The sequence below is a fragment of the Ancylobacter sp. TS-1 genome (assembly GCF_009223885.1).
Lineage (GTDB): Bacteria > Pseudomonadota > Alphaproteobacteria > Rhizobiales > Xanthobacteraceae > Ancylobacter.
Genome location: NZ_CP045144.1, coordinates 3,788,838 through 3,805,251, shown reverse-complemented (window position 1 = coordinate 3,805,251; position 16,414 = coordinate 3,788,838). Strand labels below are relative to the sequence as shown.

General features: G+C 70.1%; 16 protein-coding genes. 1 reads left to right on the top strand and 15 read right to left on the bottom strand.

Going from position 1 to position 16,414, the window contains the following annotated elements; all coding sequences use genetic code 11:
* Positions 1-215: 215 nt before the first annotated feature.
* The 14 genes from GBB76_RS17900 to GBB76_RS17835 form a co-directional block, all read right to left on the bottom strand.
* Entirely contained in the window at positions 216-1,385 is a 1,170-nt protein-coding gene (locus GBB76_RS17900) for an ABC transporter substrate-binding protein (RefSeq protein WP_152304561.1), read from the bottom strand.
* A 261-nt stretch (positions 1,386-1,646) separates the two neighbouring features.
* Positions 1,647-2,555 carry a LysR family transcriptional regulator gene (locus GBB76_RS17895; protein WP_152304560.1) on the bottom strand — a complete coding sequence of 303 codons (909 nt, stop codon included), beginning with the start codon at positions 2,553-2,555 and terminating at the stop codon, positions 1,647-1,649.
* Positions 2,556-2,748: 193 nt separating this feature from the next.
* Positions 2,749-3,999, bottom strand: a complete 1,251-nt coding sequence (locus GBB76_RS17890; RefSeq protein WP_152304559.1) for an NAD(P)/FAD-dependent oxidoreductase — start codon at positions 3,997-3,999, stop codon at positions 2,749-2,751.
* On the bottom strand, positions 3,996-4,718 hold the full coding sequence (locus GBB76_RS17885; protein ID WP_152304558.1) for a 1-acyl-sn-glycerol-3-phosphate acyltransferase: 723 nt from the start codon (positions 4,716-4,718) through the stop codon (positions 3,996-3,998). The genes GBB76_RS17890 and GBB76_RS17885 overlap by 4 nt, the downstream gene beginning before the upstream one ends.
* Positions 4,719-4,908: 190 nt before the next feature.
* Positions 4,909-5,616 carry a hypothetical protein gene (locus tag GBB76_RS17880; protein ID WP_152304557.1) on the bottom strand — a complete coding sequence of 236 codons (708 nt, stop codon included), beginning with the start codon at positions 5,614-5,616 and terminating at the stop codon, positions 4,909-4,911.
* Positions 5,617-5,734: 118 nt separating this feature from the next.
* Positions 5,735-7,447: an adenine deaminase gene (gene ade / locus GBB76_RS17875; protein ID WP_152304556.1), complete on the bottom strand. Its 1,713-nt coding sequence runs from the start codon at positions 7,445-7,447 to the stop codon at positions 5,735-5,737.
* Positions 7,448-7,451: 4 nt separating this feature from the next.
* A complete protein-coding gene (locus GBB76_RS17870; RefSeq protein WP_152304555.1) occupies positions 7,452-8,411 on the bottom strand; it encodes an aldo/keto reductase in 960 nt (319 codons plus the stop codon).
* Between the two features lie 163 nt (positions 8,412-8,574).
* Entirely contained in the window at positions 8,575-9,360 is a 786-nt protein-coding gene (locus GBB76_RS17865) for a DeoR/GlpR family DNA-binding transcription regulator (protein WP_152304554.1), read from the bottom strand.
* A 100-nt stretch (positions 9,361-9,460) separates the two neighbouring features.
* Positions 9,461-10,633 carry a beta-ketoacyl synthase N-terminal-like domain-containing protein gene (locus GBB76_RS17860; RefSeq protein ID WP_152304553.1) on the bottom strand — a complete coding sequence of 391 codons (1,173 nt, stop codon included), beginning with the start codon at positions 10,631-10,633 and terminating at the stop codon, positions 9,461-9,463.
* Positions 10,630-12,027, bottom strand: a complete 1,398-nt coding sequence (locus tag GBB76_RS17855; RefSeq protein ID WP_152304552.1) for an AMP-binding protein — start codon at positions 12,025-12,027, stop codon at positions 10,630-10,632. The genes GBB76_RS17860 and GBB76_RS17855 overlap by 4 nt, the downstream gene beginning before the upstream one ends.
* Positions 12,028-12,029: 2 nt before the next feature.
* Positions 12,030-12,587 (bottom strand): biotin transporter BioY, encoded by a 558-nt coding sequence (locus GBB76_RS17850; RefSeq protein WP_152304551.1) that lies wholly within the window; start codon positions 12,585-12,587, stop codon positions 12,030-12,032.
* Positions 12,584-13,195 carry an energy-coupling factor transporter transmembrane protein EcfT gene (locus tag GBB76_RS17845; RefSeq protein WP_152304550.1) on the bottom strand — a complete coding sequence of 204 codons (612 nt, stop codon included), beginning with the start codon at positions 13,193-13,195 and terminating at the stop codon, positions 12,584-12,586. Before GBB76_RS17845 ends, GBB76_RS17850 begins: the two co-directional genes overlap by 4 nt.
* Positions 13,192-13,881 (bottom strand): energy-coupling factor ABC transporter ATP-binding protein, encoded by a 690-nt coding sequence (locus GBB76_RS17840; RefSeq protein WP_152304549.1) that lies wholly within the window; start codon positions 13,879-13,881, stop codon positions 13,192-13,194. Before GBB76_RS17840 ends, GBB76_RS17845 begins: the two co-directional genes overlap by 4 nt.
* 121 nt (positions 13,882-14,002) lie before the next feature.
* Positions 14,003-14,839, bottom strand: coding sequence for an aldo/keto reductase (locus GBB76_RS17835; protein ID WP_152304548.1), 837 nt, complete (start codon positions 14,837-14,839; stop codon positions 14,003-14,005).
* A gap of 124 nt (positions 14,840-14,963) precedes the next feature.
* Between GBB76_RS17835 and GBB76_RS17830 the strand changes: the two genes are divergently transcribed.
* A complete protein-coding gene (locus GBB76_RS17830) occupies positions 14,964-15,959 on the top strand; it encodes a hypothetical protein (RefSeq protein WP_152304547.1) in 996 nt (331 codons plus the stop codon).
* Here GBB76_RS17830 and GBB76_RS17825 read toward each other — a convergent pair whose 3' ends face one another.
* Positions 15,960-16,388, bottom strand: a complete 429-nt coding sequence (locus GBB76_RS17825) for a GNAT family acetyltransferase (protein WP_152304546.1) — start codon at positions 16,386-16,388, stop codon at positions 15,960-15,962.
* Positions 16,389-16,414: the final 26 nt, after the last annotated feature.

Sequence of the window (16,414 nt, the reverse complement as noted above, 5' to 3'; positions counted from 1 at the left end):
TGGCCGGGCTTGACCCGGCCACCCAGACATTGGGCCGGGCCCAACCGCGGCGAGGCTGGGTCCCCGGGTCAAGCCCGGGGATGAGGGCATTGGCGAACCGCGCGAAGCGGGTCGGTGAGGGGGAGGCAAGGCTGCGGAGCGAAAGGCCCCTCACCCCACCCCTCTCCCCGCCGGGGAGAGGGAGCAGGAACCCGCGAGACCGGCCGACGGAAGGACTACCGCCCGCCGAGCACGGCGATGTAGTCCGACACCCAGCGGTAATAGGGCACGCAGCCGGCGGCCTGGGTGGCGCATTTGGCGACCGGGGTGCGCCAGAAGTGGATCTTCTCGAAGTCTTCCATGCCGTTGGTCTTGCAGCCATCCGGCCCGAGAAGTTCGTTGCCCTTGCAGGCGGCGGGGACGGAGGGCACCGAGCCGAACCACGAGGCGAGGTCGCCCTGCACCTTCGGCGAGAGGGAATGCTCCATCCACATATAGGCGCAGTTCGGGTGCTTGGCGTCGACATGCATCATGGTGGTGTCGGCCCAGCCGGTGGCGCCCTCTTCGGGGATGGTCGAGGCGATCGGCTTCTTCTGGCTCTGCAGCAGGTTGACCTGGAACGGCCAGGAGGAGGAGGCGACGACGCCCTCATTGGTGAAGTCGTCGACCTGGATCATGGCGTCGTGCCAGTAGCGCTGCACGATCTTGCGCTGCTGGCGCAGCAGGTCCAGCGCCGCCTTGTACTGCTCCTCGGTCAGCTCGTAGGGGTCCTTGATCCCCAGCTCGGGCTTGTGCGCCATCAGGTAGAGCGCCGCGTCGGCGATGTAGATCGGGCCGTCGAAGGCCTGGATGCGGCCCTTGTTCGACTTGCCGTCCGGCAGGGTCTGCTCCTCGAAGACGACGTTCCAGCTCTTCGGCGCGCCGTCCTTGAAGGTCTCGGTGTTGTACATCAGCACGTTGGAGCCCCACTGATAGGGCACGCCGTAATGCACGGCGTTGACCGTGTGCCAAGGCGAACTCTGCAGCCGCTCGTCGACGGTGCTCCAGCTCGGGATCAGCTTGGTGTTGATGGGAGCGACCTTCTTGCCGGCGATGAGGCGCAGCGAGGCGTCACCGGAGGCGGTCACGAGGTCGAAGCCGCCCTCGTTCATCAGCGCCACCATCTCGTCGGAGGTGCCGGCGGTCTTCACATTGACCTTGCAGCCGGACTTCTTCTCGAAGGCCGTCACCCAGTCATAGGCCTTGTCGGTCTCGCCGCGCTCGATATAGCCGGGCCAGGCGACGATATCGACCTGCCCCTCGCCCTTGCCGAGCGCCTTCATCTCGGCGGCGAAGGCGGGCTGGAGGGTGAGCGAGGCACAGGCGGCGAGCGCCGGCAGATGCAGATAACGGGCAATGGTGGTCATGTTGTTTCCCTCTGTTCTGCGGGCGCTGACCGCCCTTTGGGGAAAGTGTGCCGCCGCCCCGCAGCACGCGCCACACCAAAGATCAGAAGGCCGATATCGGAAAAACCGATGAGCACGGGATAGGCAGTCTTGCGCCGTCATCCCGGCCGAAGCCCGAAGGGCGCAGAGCCGGGATCGCCCGCCTCCGCCGCCGACGATCCCGGCTCGCGCCTGCGGCGCGTCCGGGATGACGATCTGGCAGCGGCAGGCGGGCACTCGTCGTCAGCGCCGCCCCGCATGGCGGGTGGCGGCAATCGAGACGAAGCCGGAGGCGGCGGCCGAGAGCGGCGAGCCGCGCCGCCAGGCGGTCGCCACCTCCACCGCCGGCACGTCGTCGATCAGCGTGCGCGCCTCGATCTTGTCGCCTTCCAGCGACCAGGGCCGATAGGTGAGGTCCGGCAGCACGGCGACGCCGGCCCCCGTCGCCACCAGCGAGCGCACCGCCTCCACCGAGCGGGTGCGGAACGCCACCGGCGGACGGATGCCGAGCCGGCGCCAGACGATCTCCGAGGCTTCCGCGATTTCGTCAATGGTCAGCAGCACATGCGGCTCGCCCGAGAGGTCGCGCAGGCTCACCCGTTCCTCCGCCAGCGCGGGGTGGCCGAGCGGCAGCCAGACCCGGTAGGGCGAAACCTCGACCGCCTCGGTCTGGAGCGCGGCGGAGCGGCGCCCGGGCGGCAGCACCATCACCGCGACGTCCAGTTCGCCACCGACCAGAAGGTGTTCCAGATAGTCCGCCGCATCCTCCACCGCCTCCACCGCGATGCCGGGAAAGGCGCGGCGGAAGCGGGCGATGAGGTCGGAATAGATGTAGCCGGCGACCAGCGGGGTGACGCCGACCGACAGCCGCCCGGTGAGCGCCGCCGTCTCCGGCCCGGCCAGCGCGCGCCGCGCATCCGCCACGTCGCCGAGGATCTTGCGGGCGTGGCGCAGGAAGTGATGGCCCTTGAGGGTGAGATCGGCGCCGCGCGCATGGCGCTCCAGCAGCTTGAAGCCGAGGTCGAGCTCCAGTTCGCGCAGGGCTTCGGTCACGGTCGACTGCGAGATCGACAGCGTGTGCGCCGCCGAGGAGACGGAACCGTTCTCCGCCACCGCGACGAAATACTGAAGCTGGCGCAGCGAAAAGGCCATCGGACGACCCGGAAGGAGGCGGTTTTTCCGATGGTAGCACGGGTGGCGGCATTGGGGAGATGGGCGCGCCCGTCCATTCCTCGTCATCCCGGACGGCCGCAGGCCGATCCGGGATCGCTTGATCACGATACGCGATCCCGGCTCTACGCGGCTGCGCCGCTGCGGCCGGGATGACGACGAAGAGGGCCGCCGATCAGCGCCCCAGCAGGCTCTTCAGCTCGAAGCTCTCGTCGCCCGCCTGCTCCGGCGTGATCGCCGGCGTGCCGGCGAGCAGGCGGCGGCCGAGCATGTGGTCGGCCGGGCGGTTGACGCTCTCGATGGCGGTGAGCACGCCGTCGCGGAAGCGGAACACCGAAAAGCGCCGCGAGGCGGGGTCGCCGCGCAGCACGGCGGTATCGGTAGCCGCCGCAAGGCCGACCATTTGCAGCTTGAGGTCGGCCTGGTCGCTCCAGAACCACGGCACGGCCTCGAAGGGCGCGGGCTCTCCCGTCGGCGACAACCTGCCGGTGAGGCGGTGGGCGAGGCTGCGCGCCTGATCGGCGGCGTTCTGCACCGATTCGAGCCGGGTCATTCCCCCGGCGAAGCGGCTGGGATAGGCCACCGCGTCGCCCAGCGCGGAGATGGAGGGGTCGGCGGTCGCCAGATGCGCGTCGACCACGATGCCGTTCGCCACTTCCAGCCCGGCTTCGGCGGCGAGTTCCACATTCGGCACCACGCCGATGCCGACCAGCACGAAGTCGGCCGGATGCACCGCCCCGTCCGTCGTCTCGACGCCCGTGACATGGCCTTCCTCGCCGGTGAGCCCGATCACCCCGGCGCCGAGCACGAGATGGGTGCCCATGGCGGCGTGCGCCTGCGCGAAGAACGCCGACATTTCGGGCGAGACGGCGCGGGCGAGCACGCGGCCGGCGCCTTCCAGCACCGTCACCTCATGGCCGAGCGCGCGGACCACGGCGGCGAATTCCAGCCCGATGAAGCCGGCGCCGATCACCACCACGCGGCGCGCGCCCTCCAGCCGCCCCCGGAGCGCATCGGCGTCCGCCCGCGTGCGCAGGTAGAACACGCCGGCAAGGTCGTGGCCGGGCACGGGGAGCGGGCGGTTGCGGGCGCCGGTGGCGAGGATGAGATGGGCATAGGGCAGGCTCGCCCCTCCCTCCAGCAGCAGCCGGTGGGCGGCGCGGTCGAGGGCGACGGCGCGCGCATTCACCAGCTCGATGCGATGGTCGGCGTAGAAGGCGGCCGGGCGCAGCTCGATCTGCTCGATGCCGGCGTCGCCCTTCATATAGGCCTTGGACAGCGGCGGGCGCTGATAGGGCAGGCCGGGCTCCTCGCCCACGAGGACGAGGCGCCCGGCATAGCCGGATTCGCGCAGCGAGGCGGCGGCCTGAAAGCCGCCCTGCCCCGCCCCGACGATGACGATGCCGGGAGTATCGCTCTCGCTCATGTCTCTTTCTCCGCGAGCGCCACCAGCCGGTCGCGCTCGTCATAGATCGCCGCGCCGATCCGCTCCATGAACTCATTGTCCGGCAGGCCGGGCGGGATGGGCGGCAGGAACGACACGGTGATGGTGCCCGGCCGTATCGCGAAGCTGCGCGCCAGCCAGAACAGGCCGGCATTGTGGGCCACCGGCACCACCGGCACGCCCAGCGCCTTGTAGAGCAGCAGCACGCCGCGCTGCATCGGCGCGCGCGCGTCCACCGGCTGGCGGGTGCCCTCGGGGAAGATCAGCAGGCTGCGCCCCTGCGCCACCGCCTCGCGCCCCTCGCGGAACATCTTCTTCATCGCCGCGCCGCCGCCGGCCCGGTCGATGGCGATCATCGGCGAGCGCTTGAGGAACCAGCCGAAGACCGGGATGCGGTACAGCTCTTCCTTCAGCACGATGGCGACGTCCGGCACCAGCCTGGCGGCGGCGATGGTCTCGAAGGTCGACTGGTGGTTGGCGACATAGAGCGCCGGCCCGTCCGGCCGGTTGCCCTCGCCGATGGTGCGGCAGGACACGCCGACAAGGCGCAGCAGCGCCAGCACGCCGCCGGCCCAGACGCGCGAGAAGCGCCGCGTGGCGGGCGGATCGCGGCGTAGCGCGTAATAGGGAATGGTGGCCGCGAGCAGCAGCGTCCACAGGACGAGCAGGATGAGGAAGACGGTCGAGCGCAGGCGGGTCATTGCGGAGCGGCGGGCCTCACGGATCACCCGGCGGGTCTAGCAGATCGAAGCGCACGACGGGAGGGCCGGCCGGTGGCGCGGAGAGGGAGCCGGTTCCAGGTCGAGACAGTAGCCATCGGCCGCCTCGAGGGCGGCGCGGTCCCTAGGCTGCATCAACCCGCATCGTTCGATTCTCCACAATCGGCGCGGCTTACGTCGGATCAGATATGAACTTCAGAAAAGCTTCGCCAGCGAGAGTCGTTCTTCTCTGTAAAATCGCCGCCTTACTTATGCCCACCGATCGCGGGCTCTCGGCCAACCCATCAGAACCCAGCATGTATAGAATAATATCCACCTCTACATTTCCAATCTCTGGAAATGCCAACCCGATTGCGTAAGGTATACTTACTGTTTCGTCAACCGATTCATAATATTTAACTAATTCTTCGTTAGAGCCGGGATCTGACAAAGCGCGGAGAACTGCAATATGCGCAGGAGAATACCTTTCTATGTGCGCCAGAAACGACCCCAATAAAAGATCGCTCAGTTGCATTCCAGACGCAATGTTGAGCGCGGCGTTGCGAAGCGCCTGAAGTTTTTCTGCCCTGTGCGTTCGTCGTGCCGCCTCCATCCCGAACGCTACAGCCGACAGGAAATCTTCGTTCCGGTTCAGCGACGCAGGGTCGAAGGTGCCGAGGCGTTCGCGTATTTCCGCCAAGCCGGTTGCGAGACCAGAGAGCCACTCGGCTTGCCGCTTATGCAACGGGTCCCCAACGACCGTGTCCGCAAACTGCTGAAGTGTGTAACCAAGTCCCGGCAAGACAACATCGAATGCGCCTAAAGACGCCTTAGCGACGTGATACCCAAAAGAACCATGGGCTTGAGCCGGGAGTTTTGTAGAGTCCTCCTCATCGGTCATGAATTGCCCCACAATTGTATAATGATCGAGCCGGTAGCCGCAACGTAACCTAATACCAAGATCAAGCCCGGCCATGACGTCGTGTAGGCAGGGCGGACCGTTCGGGATGACGGAAGCCTCACCCCTCGATCAGCGCGAAGGCGTTCACGTCGAACAGGCCGAAATCGGTGATCTTCAGATGCGGGATCACCGGCAGCGGCAGGAAGGCGACCTGCAGGAAGGGCTCGGGCAGCACCACGCCGAGCGCCTTGGCCGCCGCGCGCAGCGGGATCAGCGCGTCGTGCACCTCCTCGAACGAGGTGTCGGCCATCAGCCCGGCGACGGGGAGCGCCAACTCGGCCGTCACCTGCCCGCCCTCCGCCACCGCGAAGCCGCCGCGCAACTCGATCAGCCGGTTGACCGCCACCGCCATGTCGGCCTCGTCGGCGCCGACCACGGTGATGTTGTGGCTGTCATGGCCGACCGAGGAGGCGATGGCGCCGCGCTTCATGCCGAAGCCATGCACGAAGCCACGCCCGATATTGCGGTTCGCGCCATGGCGGGCGACGACGCAGACCTTCACCGCGTCCTTGTCGAGATCGGCGTGCTTCTCGCCGTCGATGACCGCGAGGTCGAAAGTGAGATCCTCGGTGATGATGCGCCCCGGCACCACGCCGATGACCCGCGTCGCGCGGGACGTGGCCGGAATGCGGAAATCCGCCGCCTCGACCGGCTCGGCCTTCATCGAATCGAGCCCGACCGGCGGCACATGGGCGCGCGCGGCGAAAAGCTCGGGCGTCACCAGCCTTCCGGCGCTGATCACATGGCGGACCGAGCAGGCTTCCAGATCGTCGAGAAGGACGATGTCGGCGCGCCGGCCCGGGGCGATCAGGCCGCGATCGGTCAGCCCGAAGGCGTTGGCCGCCGACCAGCTCGCCACCCGGTAGACATGGTGCAGCGGCGCGCCGCCCTTGATCGCCTCGCGGATCATGTAGTCGAGATGGCCCTCCTCGGCGATGTCGAGCGGGTTGCGGTCGTCGGTGCAGAAGGCGAGGAAGGCCGAGGTGTCGGCCGAAATCAGCGGGATCAGCGCGTGCAGGTCCTTGGAGACCGAGCCCTCGCGGATGAGCACGGTCATGCCCTTCACCAGCTTCTCGCGCGCCTCCTCCACCGAGGTCGCCTCGTGCTCGGTGCGGATGCCGGCCGCGATGTAGCCGTTGAGGTCGCGCCCGCGCAGCAGCGGCGCGTGGCCGTCAATGTGCCCGTCCGAGAACAGCGAGAGCTTGTCGAGGCAGCCCGCGTCGGCGAACAGCACGCCGGGGAAATTCATGAACTCGGCGAGGCCGATGCCGGAGGCGTGGCCGCGCAGCGCGGCGAGGTCGGCGGCGGCGAGCGCCGCGCCGGCGGTCTCGAAGGCGGTCGCCGGCACGCAGGAGGAAAGCTGGACCCTGAGGTCCATGATGGTGTGCTCGGCGCAGCGCTGGAACCAGGCGATACCCTCGGCGCCGAGCACGTTGGCGATCTCGTGCGGGTCGCAAATCGCCGTGGTGACGCCGTGCGGCAGCACGCAGCGGTCGAATTCCAGCGGCGTCACCAGCGAGGATTCGACATGCAGATGGGTGTCGATGAAGCCGGGGGCGGCGAACAGCCCCTCGCCGTCGATCTCGCGCGCCCCGGAATAGGTGTCGTAGGTGCCGACGATGCGGTCGCCCACCATGGCGATGTCGGTGCGTGTGAGCGCGCCGGTGATGACGTCGAGCAGGCGCACATTCTTGATGACGAGGTCGGCGGGCGCCGTCCCGCGCCCCGCCTCGATGAAACGCCGTATCTGCGCGGGGCTACGCCGTGTCATGTCTCTATTCCTTCCACGCGCTGGCCTGATCCAGCCGGGCGATGTCGCCGGCGGTGAGGTGCAGCGCCGCCGAGGCGATCAGCTCGCCGAGCTGTTCGAGCCGCGAGGCGCTGGCGATGGGGGCGGTCACGCTCGGGCGGGCCATGACCCAGGCCAGCGCCACCTGCGTCGGCGTCGCGCCCCTGGCGGCGGCCACCTCGTCGAGCGCGGCGAGAATGCCGAGCCCCTTCGGGTTGAGATATTTATTGACCAGCCCCCGCCCGCGCACGCTCTTCTGCGCGCCCGCCGGGGTGCGGTACTTGCCGGTCAGGAAGCCGCCGGCGAGCCCGAAATAGGTGATGACGCCAAGCCCGTTGGCCTGGCAGATCGGCTCCAGTTCCGCCTCGTAACCGGCGCGTGCGCACAGATTATATTCCGGCTGCAGCGTCTCGTAGCGCGGCAGCTTCTCGCGCGCGGCGACGGCGAGCGCCTCGAAAAGCCGGGGGACGGACAGGTTCGAGGCGCCGATGAGCCGCACCTTTCCGGCGCGGATCAGCCCGTCATAGGCGCCGAGCACCTCCTCGAACGGGGTGTCCGGGTCGTCCCAGTGCGACTGGTAGAGGTCGATACGGTCGGTCTGCAGCCGCGCCAGCGACGCCTCGACCGCCTGCACGATGTAGTCCGGCTTCAGACAGACCCTGCCCAGCCCCATATCGCCGCCGACCTTGGTGGCGATGACGAGTTTGTCGCGGTTGCCGCGCGCCTTCATCCACCGGCCGATGATGGCCTCGGACTCGCCGCCCTCATGGCCGCTCACCCAGCGCGAATAGACGTCGGCGGTGTCGATGAAGGTGAAGCCGGCGTCGAACAGCCCGTCCAGCAGGCGGAACGAGGTGGCTTCGTCGGCGGTCCAGCCGAACACATTGCCGCCGAGGCACAGCGGCGGAACCAGAATGTCGGAGCGTCCGAGGCGGCGCAGTTCCATCGTGGTCTTCCTCCGGCTCGACGGCGCGGCGCCTTCCCTGGGGAACGGCGTCCCGCGCCGAACGGATCCCGTGCGCGGGCAGATCGGCCGTTGCAAATCTATGGCAGCCGGCCGCGATGGCCAGCCACCCGCCGGTTGTATCTGCGCAGGCGGGAGACCGGGCTCAGAACGCCTCGTCGTCGAGGCTGCCGACCTCGATCAGTTCGACCTGCTCGCGCTGGCAGACGTTACGCAGCTCGGGCGACGACACCGTGTCGGTGACGAAGGTGTCGATCTCGCCGATGGAGCCGATGCGCACGGGCGCCGTGCGCTCCAGCTTGGAGCGGTCGGCGACCAGTATGACCTGCCGCGCATTGTCGATGATGGCGCGCGCCACCTGCACCTCGCGGTAGTCGAAATCCAGCAGCGTGCCGTCCTCCTCGATCGCCGAGGCGCCGATGACGGCGTAGTCGACGCGGAACTGGCGCACGAAATCGACCGCCGAGGAGCCGATCACCGCGCCGTCGGCGTGGCGTACCGGGCCGCCGGCCATGATCAGCTCGATCTTCGGGTGGCGGTAGAGCAGCGTCGCCACGTTGAGGTTGTTGGTGATGACCAGCATGTCCTCGTGGTCGGCGAGCGCGCGGGCCACCTCCTCGGTGGTGGTGCCGATGTTGATGAACAGCGAGGCGCGGTTCGGCACCATGGCCGCCGCCGCCTCGGCAATGGCGCGCTTGGCGCCCAGCGCCATGGCCCGGCGGGCCTCATAGGCGAGGTTCTCCACGCCCGAGGCGACCACGGCGCCGCCATGCACGCGCGACATCAGCCGGCGCACGCAAAGATCGTTGAGGTCCTTGCGGATGGTCTGGGGCGAGACTTCGAAACGCGCGGAGAGGTCTTCGACACTGACCCGCCCCTGCGCGCGCGCCAGCACGAGTATGTCCTGCTGGCGGGAGGAGATCGCGTTCATGCGGCCTGGCTGGTCCTGTCTCCCGGGTGTGGATGACCGTCTTCTGCGGACGATTCGTTCCGCATCCTGCACATTGGAGGCGGTCGCGGCAAACAAGGGCTTAGACGCGCTGCAACATGAGCACGCTGGCGAGCCCGCCGGCCGCCGCGATGGCGGCGAGGCCGAGCGTGTCCGGCGGCTCCCCCGCCATCTCGTGGAACAGCCGCACGGCGAGGATGGCGCCCGAGGCGCCGATGGGATGACCGCGCGCCAGCGCGCCGCCGCCGCGATTGATGCGGGCGGGATCGAGGCCGGCCCGCGCGCAATTCCCCCGCGCCTGCCCGGCCGAGGCTTCCATCAGTTCGACCACGGGAATCTGGCTCCACTCCAGCCTCACACCGCAGTCGTGGAGACGGTCAAGGTCCATGAGGATGGTCTCATAGGCAGTTTCCACCAGCGACCAATCGATCGCCTCCGGCGGGTCGTCCGGCGCGGCGGCGAAGGAGCGGGCGAAGAACACCTCGCTCACCGGGCGGCCTAAATGGAGTCGCCGCTCCGCCCATTGCCGCGAGGCTACCAGCACCACCGCCGCCGCATCCGCCTCCACCGCGACGCCGGTGGCATCGAGCGCGTTCTCGCCCTCGCCATGGATCACCGGGGCGCGGGCGCACAGGCGCGGGGTCAGCGCGCGGGTGAAGCTGTCGAAGCCGAGGCCGGCAACCGGCACGATCTCCGCCTCCAGCCGTTCGCGCGCGGCGAGCGCCTTGCGGTGGCTCTCAATGGCGAAGGCCGCCTGCTCGGCCCGGCTCATGCCGCGCGCCGCCCGCGCCAGCACCTCGATCATGTCGGGATCGGGAAGCGGCCATGGCGCGAAGGGCGGGCGATCATAGAACACCGGCGCCTCGCCCTTCGCCTTCGGCCGCACGGCGCGCAAAGGCGACCGGCTGAAGCTCTCCACCCCGCCGGCGAGCACAAGCTCCGCCGCGCCCGATTCCACCATGCGGGCGGCAAGCTGGATGGCGTCGAGCCCGGAGCAGCATTGCGTGTCGAGCGTCAGCGCCGGCACCGTCGCCGGCAGGCCGGCGGCCAGCGCGGCGAGGCGGGCGACATTGCCGCCGCCGGACAGGGCATTGCCGAGGATGACGTGCTCCACCTCGTGCGGCGCGCGGCCGGCATCGTCGAGCACCGCGCGCAGCACCGGGGCGGCAAGGTCATGCGCCTCCACCGCGCGGAAGGCGCCGCCGCGCGGGGCCACCGCCGTGCGGCGGGCGCTGACGATGAAGGCGGCGCTCATCGCGCGAGTCTTTCGCGGGCGATGGCCTCCAGCGCGCGCAAATCGGCCTTGCCGCCGGAGGTGCGCGGCCAGTCCTCCAGCGCGAGGAAACGGCGCGGGATCTTCGCCGCCGGCAGCAGCGCCCGGCAGGCGGCGCGCAGGGCGGGCTCGTCGAACGGCCCGCGCAGCACCGCCACCAGCTCGACGCCGCGCAGCGGATCGGGCAGGCCGAACACCGCCGCCTCCTCGATGCCGGAAAGGCTAGCGAGCACCGTCTCGACCTCCTCCGGGTAGACGTTGAGCCCCGAGGTGACGAGCATGCGCCGCTCGCGCCCGTACAGATAGAGGAACCCCGCCTCGTCGAGCCGTCCATGGTCGCCGATGGTGAGGAAGCCGCCCTCGCGCCGGGTCTCGGGCGCGCTGCCGCAGGCATAGTCATCGAACAACAGGGTGCTGCCGACCCAGATCGCGCCCGCTTCCCCGGCCGGCAGGTCGCGCCCGTTCGCGTCGCGGATGCGCAGGGCGACGCCCGGCGCGGCGCGCCCGACCGAGCCGGCGGGCACGCCCTCGCCCGGATGGGCGATGGTGATGAAGCTGGTTTCCGAGGCGCCGTAGAATTCGGCGATGCCGGCCTTCGGGAACAGCGCCATCGTGGCCGCGCGCGTCTCCGGGCGCCATTTGGCGCCGCTGATCATCAGCACCCGCAGCGAGGGGAAGCTCTCGCCCTGCGCCGCCTCCACCAGCATCTGCAACTGGGTGGGCGTGGCGTAGAGCGCGGTGACGCCGTGGCGCTCGATCAGCCGCAGCGCCCGGCGCGGGTGGAACTGGCGCATCATCACCGCCGTCGCGCCGATGTGCAGGGCGTGGACGACGCCATAGAGGTGCAGCGAGGCGGCCAGCCCGCCCGGCGCCAGAACCACATCGGCCTCGCTCAGGCCGAAGGCGGCGGCGCTGACCGCGAAACTGTCGATCCAGGAGCGGTGGGAGCGGCGATAGCCCTTCGGCGTGCCGGTCGAGCCGGAGGTGAAGCCGACATAGAACGGCGCGTCGGGCGACGGCGGCAGCGGCAGCGGCGCGGCGGCGACGTCCGGCACCGCGTCGAGGGTGAGGGCGGGCGCCAGAGCGGCGTCGATAGCGTCGCGGTAGGTGTCGGGCCAGGCGGGATCGTAGACCAGCGCCTGCCGGCCGCTCACCGCGCAGGCGAGGAAGCTTTCCACCAGCGCCGGCGCGTTGCCGAGAGCGAGCGCCACGCCGGCCCCCGGCGCGGTGCGCGCCGCCAGCCACGCGGCGAGGCCGCCGACGCGGCCGGCGAGATGGGCGCGGCCCAGCACCTCGTCGTCGCACACCAGCGCGGCGCACTCCGGCGCCTGCCGGGCCAGCGCCGTCACATCCGCGCCGACAATCGGCGCCGCCATGGTCAGGCGTTGCGCGAGAGCAGCGCTTCCGGCATGCCGCGCGCCACCGTCTGGGCGATGAGGGCCACCAGCACCGCCTTGATGGTGTCGCCGGGAATGAAGATCAGGCACGCCTTGGCGGCGTCGAGCGGCGACAGGCCGCCGACCAGCGACATGCCGGCAATGCCGAAGGCGTACATCACCACGATGCCGCCGACCACGGCGGCGACCAGCGCGGCCGGGAACACCGGCGCCCTGCGCAGCGCCTGCATGATCCAGCCGGCGACGAAGGCCACCGCGATCCAGCCGAAGATGAAGCCGACCGAGGGCGAGAAGAACACGCCGAGCCCGCCGCGCCCGCCGGCCAGCAGCGGCGCGCCGAGCGCCACCACGAACAGCAGCAGCACCATGGCGAGCGCCCCGCGCCAGGCGCCGAGCATCACGCCCGCCAGCATCGCCCCCATGCTCTGCGCGGTGATCGGCACGCCGCCGGCGAAGGGAAGATCGAAGCGCGGCAACAGGCCGAGCATGGCGAAGATCGCGGCATAGAGGGCGATCTGCACGAGCGAACGGTCCTTCATCGGTGGCCTCCCCGGGGTGCGCCGCCCCGCGCGGCAAGCGCCTCGGCGGTATGGTGGGACAATCTCACTGTCTGGATACAGAAAGGCGCGAGCAGGCGCCAGCCGCCGCGCCTGCCGGCGCGGGCGCGGTACGATTCGTTCAGCGCCTCCCACAGCGCGAACAGCAGCGGCACGAAGCGGATCATCATCGCCACCGCCAGCGCGACGCGGCGCGGGGCCACGCCGAACAGCGCCAGCGGGCGCAGCAGCGGTTCCACCGCGTCCATCATCGCGTCCATGCGGGTGGTCATGGTCACGGCATTGGCCAGCAGCACCATGGCGAGGATGCGCAGGATGACCAGCACGCCGAGCAGGATGTCGCCACTCCACCAGTGCAGCGCCAGAAGCACCGCGAAGAGCATCCAGAGCGGGCGCAGCAGCGCGATCTGCGCCAGCGCCGCCCGCCCCAGAGAGGCATAGAGCGCCAGCACCGCCACCACGAGCCCCGCCATCACCGCCACGCTCTCGACCGGCGTGATGGCCAGGCTGATGACGGCCAGCGCCAGCAGCTTCCAGCCGGCGGAGATGCGATGCAGCCAGGTGCGCTGGGCGAGATAGAGCGAGATCACACCAGCGCCTCCGCGAAGGCGCGGTAGGCGGCGACGACCTCGCCCGGCGCGCCGTCCATCCGCACCCCGCCCTCGTGCAGCCAGACCACGCGGTCGTAGCCGGCGAAGGCGTCGAGTTCATGGGCGACGAGGATCACCTGCTGCGGCAGGCCGGCGATCAGCGCCTCCAGCCGCCGGCGGGTCGGCAGGTCGAGGCTGGAGAACGGCTCGTCGAAGACCAGCACCGCCGGCTCCATAACCAGCACGGCGATGATGCACAAAAACTGCTTCTCGCCCTCGGAGAGCGCGTGCACCGGCCGCTCGGCCCAGTGCGCGCGGCCGAAGCGCTCCAGCGCCGGCACCGCCGCCTTCGCCGCCTCGCGGCGCGGCATGCCCGACTGTTCGAGGCTGAAGGCGACTTCCTCGGCGACGGTGGGGAAAATGATCTGGTGGTCAGGGTTCTGGAAGATGAAGCCGACCTTGCCGGGCAGCTCGCCCGCCTGCTCCGCCGCGTCAATTCCGTGCACCACGACGCGCCCGGCATCGGCGGCCAGCAGGCCGTTGAACAGGCGCACCAGCGAGCTTTTGCCCGAACCGTTGGTGCCGATCAGCCCAACCCGCCGCTCGGAAAGCTCCAGCGACACGCGATCAAGCACGGTGCGCCCGCCACGGGTGAGGGTGACGTTTTCGAGGAGGATCGAGGTCATGGCACGTCATCCCGGACGGCCGAAGGCCGGTCCGGGATCGCGCAAACAGGGACGCCGATCCCGGCTCTACGCGGCGGCGCCGCTGCGGCCGGGATGACGGCCTTCAGGGGCGTGGCACGCGTCACAGCATTTCCAGCGAACGCTTGCGGGTGGGGGGCGGGAACGCCTTGTCGAGCGCGGCGAGATCGTCGGCGTCGAGCTTGATGTCGCGCGCGCCGGCATTCTCGCGCATGTGCTCGGGGCGCGAGGCCTTGGGGATGACGATGTTGTTCGAGCTGCGCAGCGCCCAGGCGAGCGCCACCTGGAACGGCCGGACGCCATGCTTGGCGGCGATCTCGGCCAGCACGCCGGCGGTCTTGATGCGGCCCTGCTCGATGGGGCTGTAGGCCATCAGCGGAACCTCGTTCTCCTCCAGCCACGGCAGGAGATCGAATTCCGGCCCGCGCCGGGTGAGGTTGTAGAGCACCTGATTGACCGCGCAGGCATCGCCGCCGGGCGTGTCCCACAGTTCCAGCATGTCGTCGGTGTCGAAGTTCGACACGCCCCAGTGGCGGATCTTGCCCTGGCTCTTGAGGTGCTCGAAGCCGATGATGGTCTCAGCCAGCGGCACGCCGCCGCGCCAGTGCAGCAGATAAAGGTCGAGCTGGTCGGTCTTCAGCCGCTTGAGGCTGCGCTCGCAGGCGGCGACCACGCCGGCCCGGCTGGCATTGTGCGGATAGACCTTCGAGACCAGGAACACCTTGTCGCGCAGCCCGGCGAGCGCGTCGCCGAGGAAGCTCTCGCAGGCGCCCTCGCCATACATCTCGGCGGTATCGACCAGCCGCAGGCCGAGTTCGACGCCGAGGCGCACCGATTCGGTCTCGTCCTTCCGCGCCGCCGCGCGCTCGCCCATCATCCAGGTGCCGATGCCGAGGGCCGGAACCTTTTCACCGCCGGGAAGAACCACCTTGCCGCTCATCGCGCGTCTCCGTTGCGTCCTCAGGCGGATTGCCACTCCCGCGCCGCCGGCGCAAGCGGCACCGGCCCTTCCATGCTATTCTGGGCGCCGGCCATCCTTCCAGACCTGCCGACACCGGACGCCTATGCCCACGCCGCTGCCCCACCCGACATCCGAGGCCGACCGGCCGGACGCGCCGGAGCCGAGCCTCGCCATCGGCCTGTCGGCGGTGATCGTGGCGGTGACGGGCGACGACCCCAAGGTGCTGACCATCCGCCATGGCGACGGGCGCGATTCGTTGCCCTCCGGCCCGCTGGAGCGCGGCCACCGCACGCTTGAGGTCGGGCTGCGCAGCTGGGTCGAGCGCCAGACCCTGCAGGTGCTCGGCCATGTCGAGCAGCTCTACACTTTCGGCGACCGCGACCGCGGCGAAGACGGCACCCGCGCGCTCTCCCTCGCCTATCTGGCGCTGGTGCGCGAGGCGCGCCCGGCGGGCGATGCCGACGCCGCATGGCAGAGCTGGTACCGCTATTTCCCGTGGGAGGACTGGCGCGACGGCCGGCCCGGCGTGCTCGACGGGCTGGAGCCGGGGCTGCGCGCCTGGGCCGCCGGGGCGGCAAGCTCGCGCATGGGCGAGATGCGCGCCGAGCGCGTGGCGCTGTGCTTCGGCGGGGCCGCGCGCGGCAGCGAGGCCGGCTGGAACGAAGAGCGCGTGCTGGAACGCTACGAACTGCTCTACGAGGCGGGGCTGGTCGCCGAGGCGCTGCGCGAGCGCGGCTCCGACCGCCTCGCGCCGGGCACGTCGGGGGCGGAAATGCGCGAGGACCATCGGCGCATGCTGGCGCTCGCCATTGCGCGGCTGCGCGGCAAGATCAAGTACCGCCCGGTGGTGTTCGAGCTGATGCCGCCGAGCTTCACCCTCGGCCAGCTCCAGCGCACGGTGGAGGCGCTGTCGGGCACGCCGCTGCACAAGCAGAATTTCCGCCGGCTGGTGGAGCAGCAGCGCCTCGTCGAGGAAACCGGCGAGACCACCGCCGAGACCGGCGGCCGCCCGGCCCGGCTGGTGCGCTTCCGCCGCGAGGTGCTGCTGGAGCGCCCTGCCCCCGGCCTGCGCCTGCCCGGCGGCTTCGGGCGGCGGTAGTTACTCGCGGCCGTCGAGCCATTTCGCCATGACGACGCGCGGCGCCACCTCGAAACCGAGCTTCTCGTAGAAGGCGACGACCGCCGTGTTGGTCTCGCGCACCAGAAGCTGCGCCTTGACCACGCCCCGCGCCTTCAGCCAGTCCTGCGCAGCGGTGACGATCAGCGCGCCGACGCCCTGGCGCTGGAGCATGGGATCGACCGCGACGTAGTAGAGCCAGCCGCGATGCCCGTCATGGCCCACCATCGCGGTGGCGCCGACGCGGCCGCATTCGAGGCGGGCGACCAGCACGTCGGACGAGGTGCCGGCGCGCGCGAAGCGGAAATCCGTGGCCGGGTCGTTATAGGGAACGGTGAGCCCGCAGGCCCGCCACAGATGGACCACGGCCCGCTCGTCGGCTTCCTGTGCCGGCTCGATCTTCAACGTCATCCCCGCCTTCTCCCCTCGCCCTGCCG

Coding starts and splice junctions, on each gene's coding strand:
- GBB76_RS17860 (WP_152304553.1), bottom strand. CDS start 10,633: ATGAGCGCCGCCTTCATCGTCAGCGCCCGCCGCACGGCGGTGGCCCCG.
- GBB76_RS17830 (WP_152304547.1), top strand. CDS start 14,964: ATGCCCACGCCGCTGCCCCACCCGACATCCGAGGCCGACCGGCCGGAC.
- GBB76_RS17855 (WP_152304552.1), bottom strand. CDS start 12,027: ATGGCGGCGCCGATTGTCGGCGCGGATGTGACGGCGCTGGCCCGGCAG.
- GBB76_RS17850 (WP_152304551.1), bottom strand. CDS start 12,587: ATGAAGGACCGTTCGCTCGTGCAGATCGCCCTCTATGCCGCGATCTTC.
- GBB76_RS17900 (WP_152304561.1), bottom strand. CDS start 1,385: ATGACCACCATTGCCCGTTATCTGCATCTGCCGGCGCTCGCCGCCTGT.
- GBB76_RS17885 (WP_152304558.1), bottom strand. CDS start 4,718: ATGACCCGCCTGCGCTCGACCGTCTTCCTCATCCTGCTCGTCCTGTGG.
- GBB76_RS17890 (WP_152304559.1), bottom strand. CDS start 3,999: ATGAGCGAGAGCGATACTCCCGGCATCGTCATCGTCGGGGCGGGGCAG.
- GBB76_RS17895 (WP_152304560.1), bottom strand. CDS start 2,555: ATGGCCTTTTCGCTGCGCCAGCTTCAGTATTTCGTCGCGGTGGCGGAG.
- GBB76_RS17840 (WP_152304549.1), bottom strand. CDS start 13,881: ATGACCTCGATCCTCCTCGAAAACGTCACCCTCACCCGTGGCGGGCGC.
- GBB76_RS17865 (WP_152304554.1), bottom strand. CDS start 9,360: ATGAACGCGATCTCCTCCCGCCAGCAGGACATACTCGTGCTGGCGCGC.
- GBB76_RS17825 (WP_152304546.1), bottom strand. CDS start 16,388: ATGACGTTGAAGATCGAGCCGGCACAGGAAGCCGACGAGCGGGCCGTG.
- GBB76_RS17870 (WP_152304555.1), bottom strand. CDS start 8,411: ATGGAACTGCGCCGCCTCGGACGCTCCGACATTCTGGTTCCGCCGCTG.
- GBB76_RS17880 (WP_152304557.1), bottom strand. CDS start 5,616: ATGACCGATGAGGAGGACTCTACAAAACTCCCGGCTCAAGCCCATGGT.
- ade (WP_152304556.1), bottom strand. CDS start 7,447: ATGACACGGCGTAGCCCCGCGCAGATACGGCGTTTCATCGAGGCGGGG.
- GBB76_RS17835 (WP_152304548.1), bottom strand. CDS start 14,839: ATGAGCGGCAAGGTGGTTCTTCCCGGCGGTGAAAAGGTTCCGGCCCTC.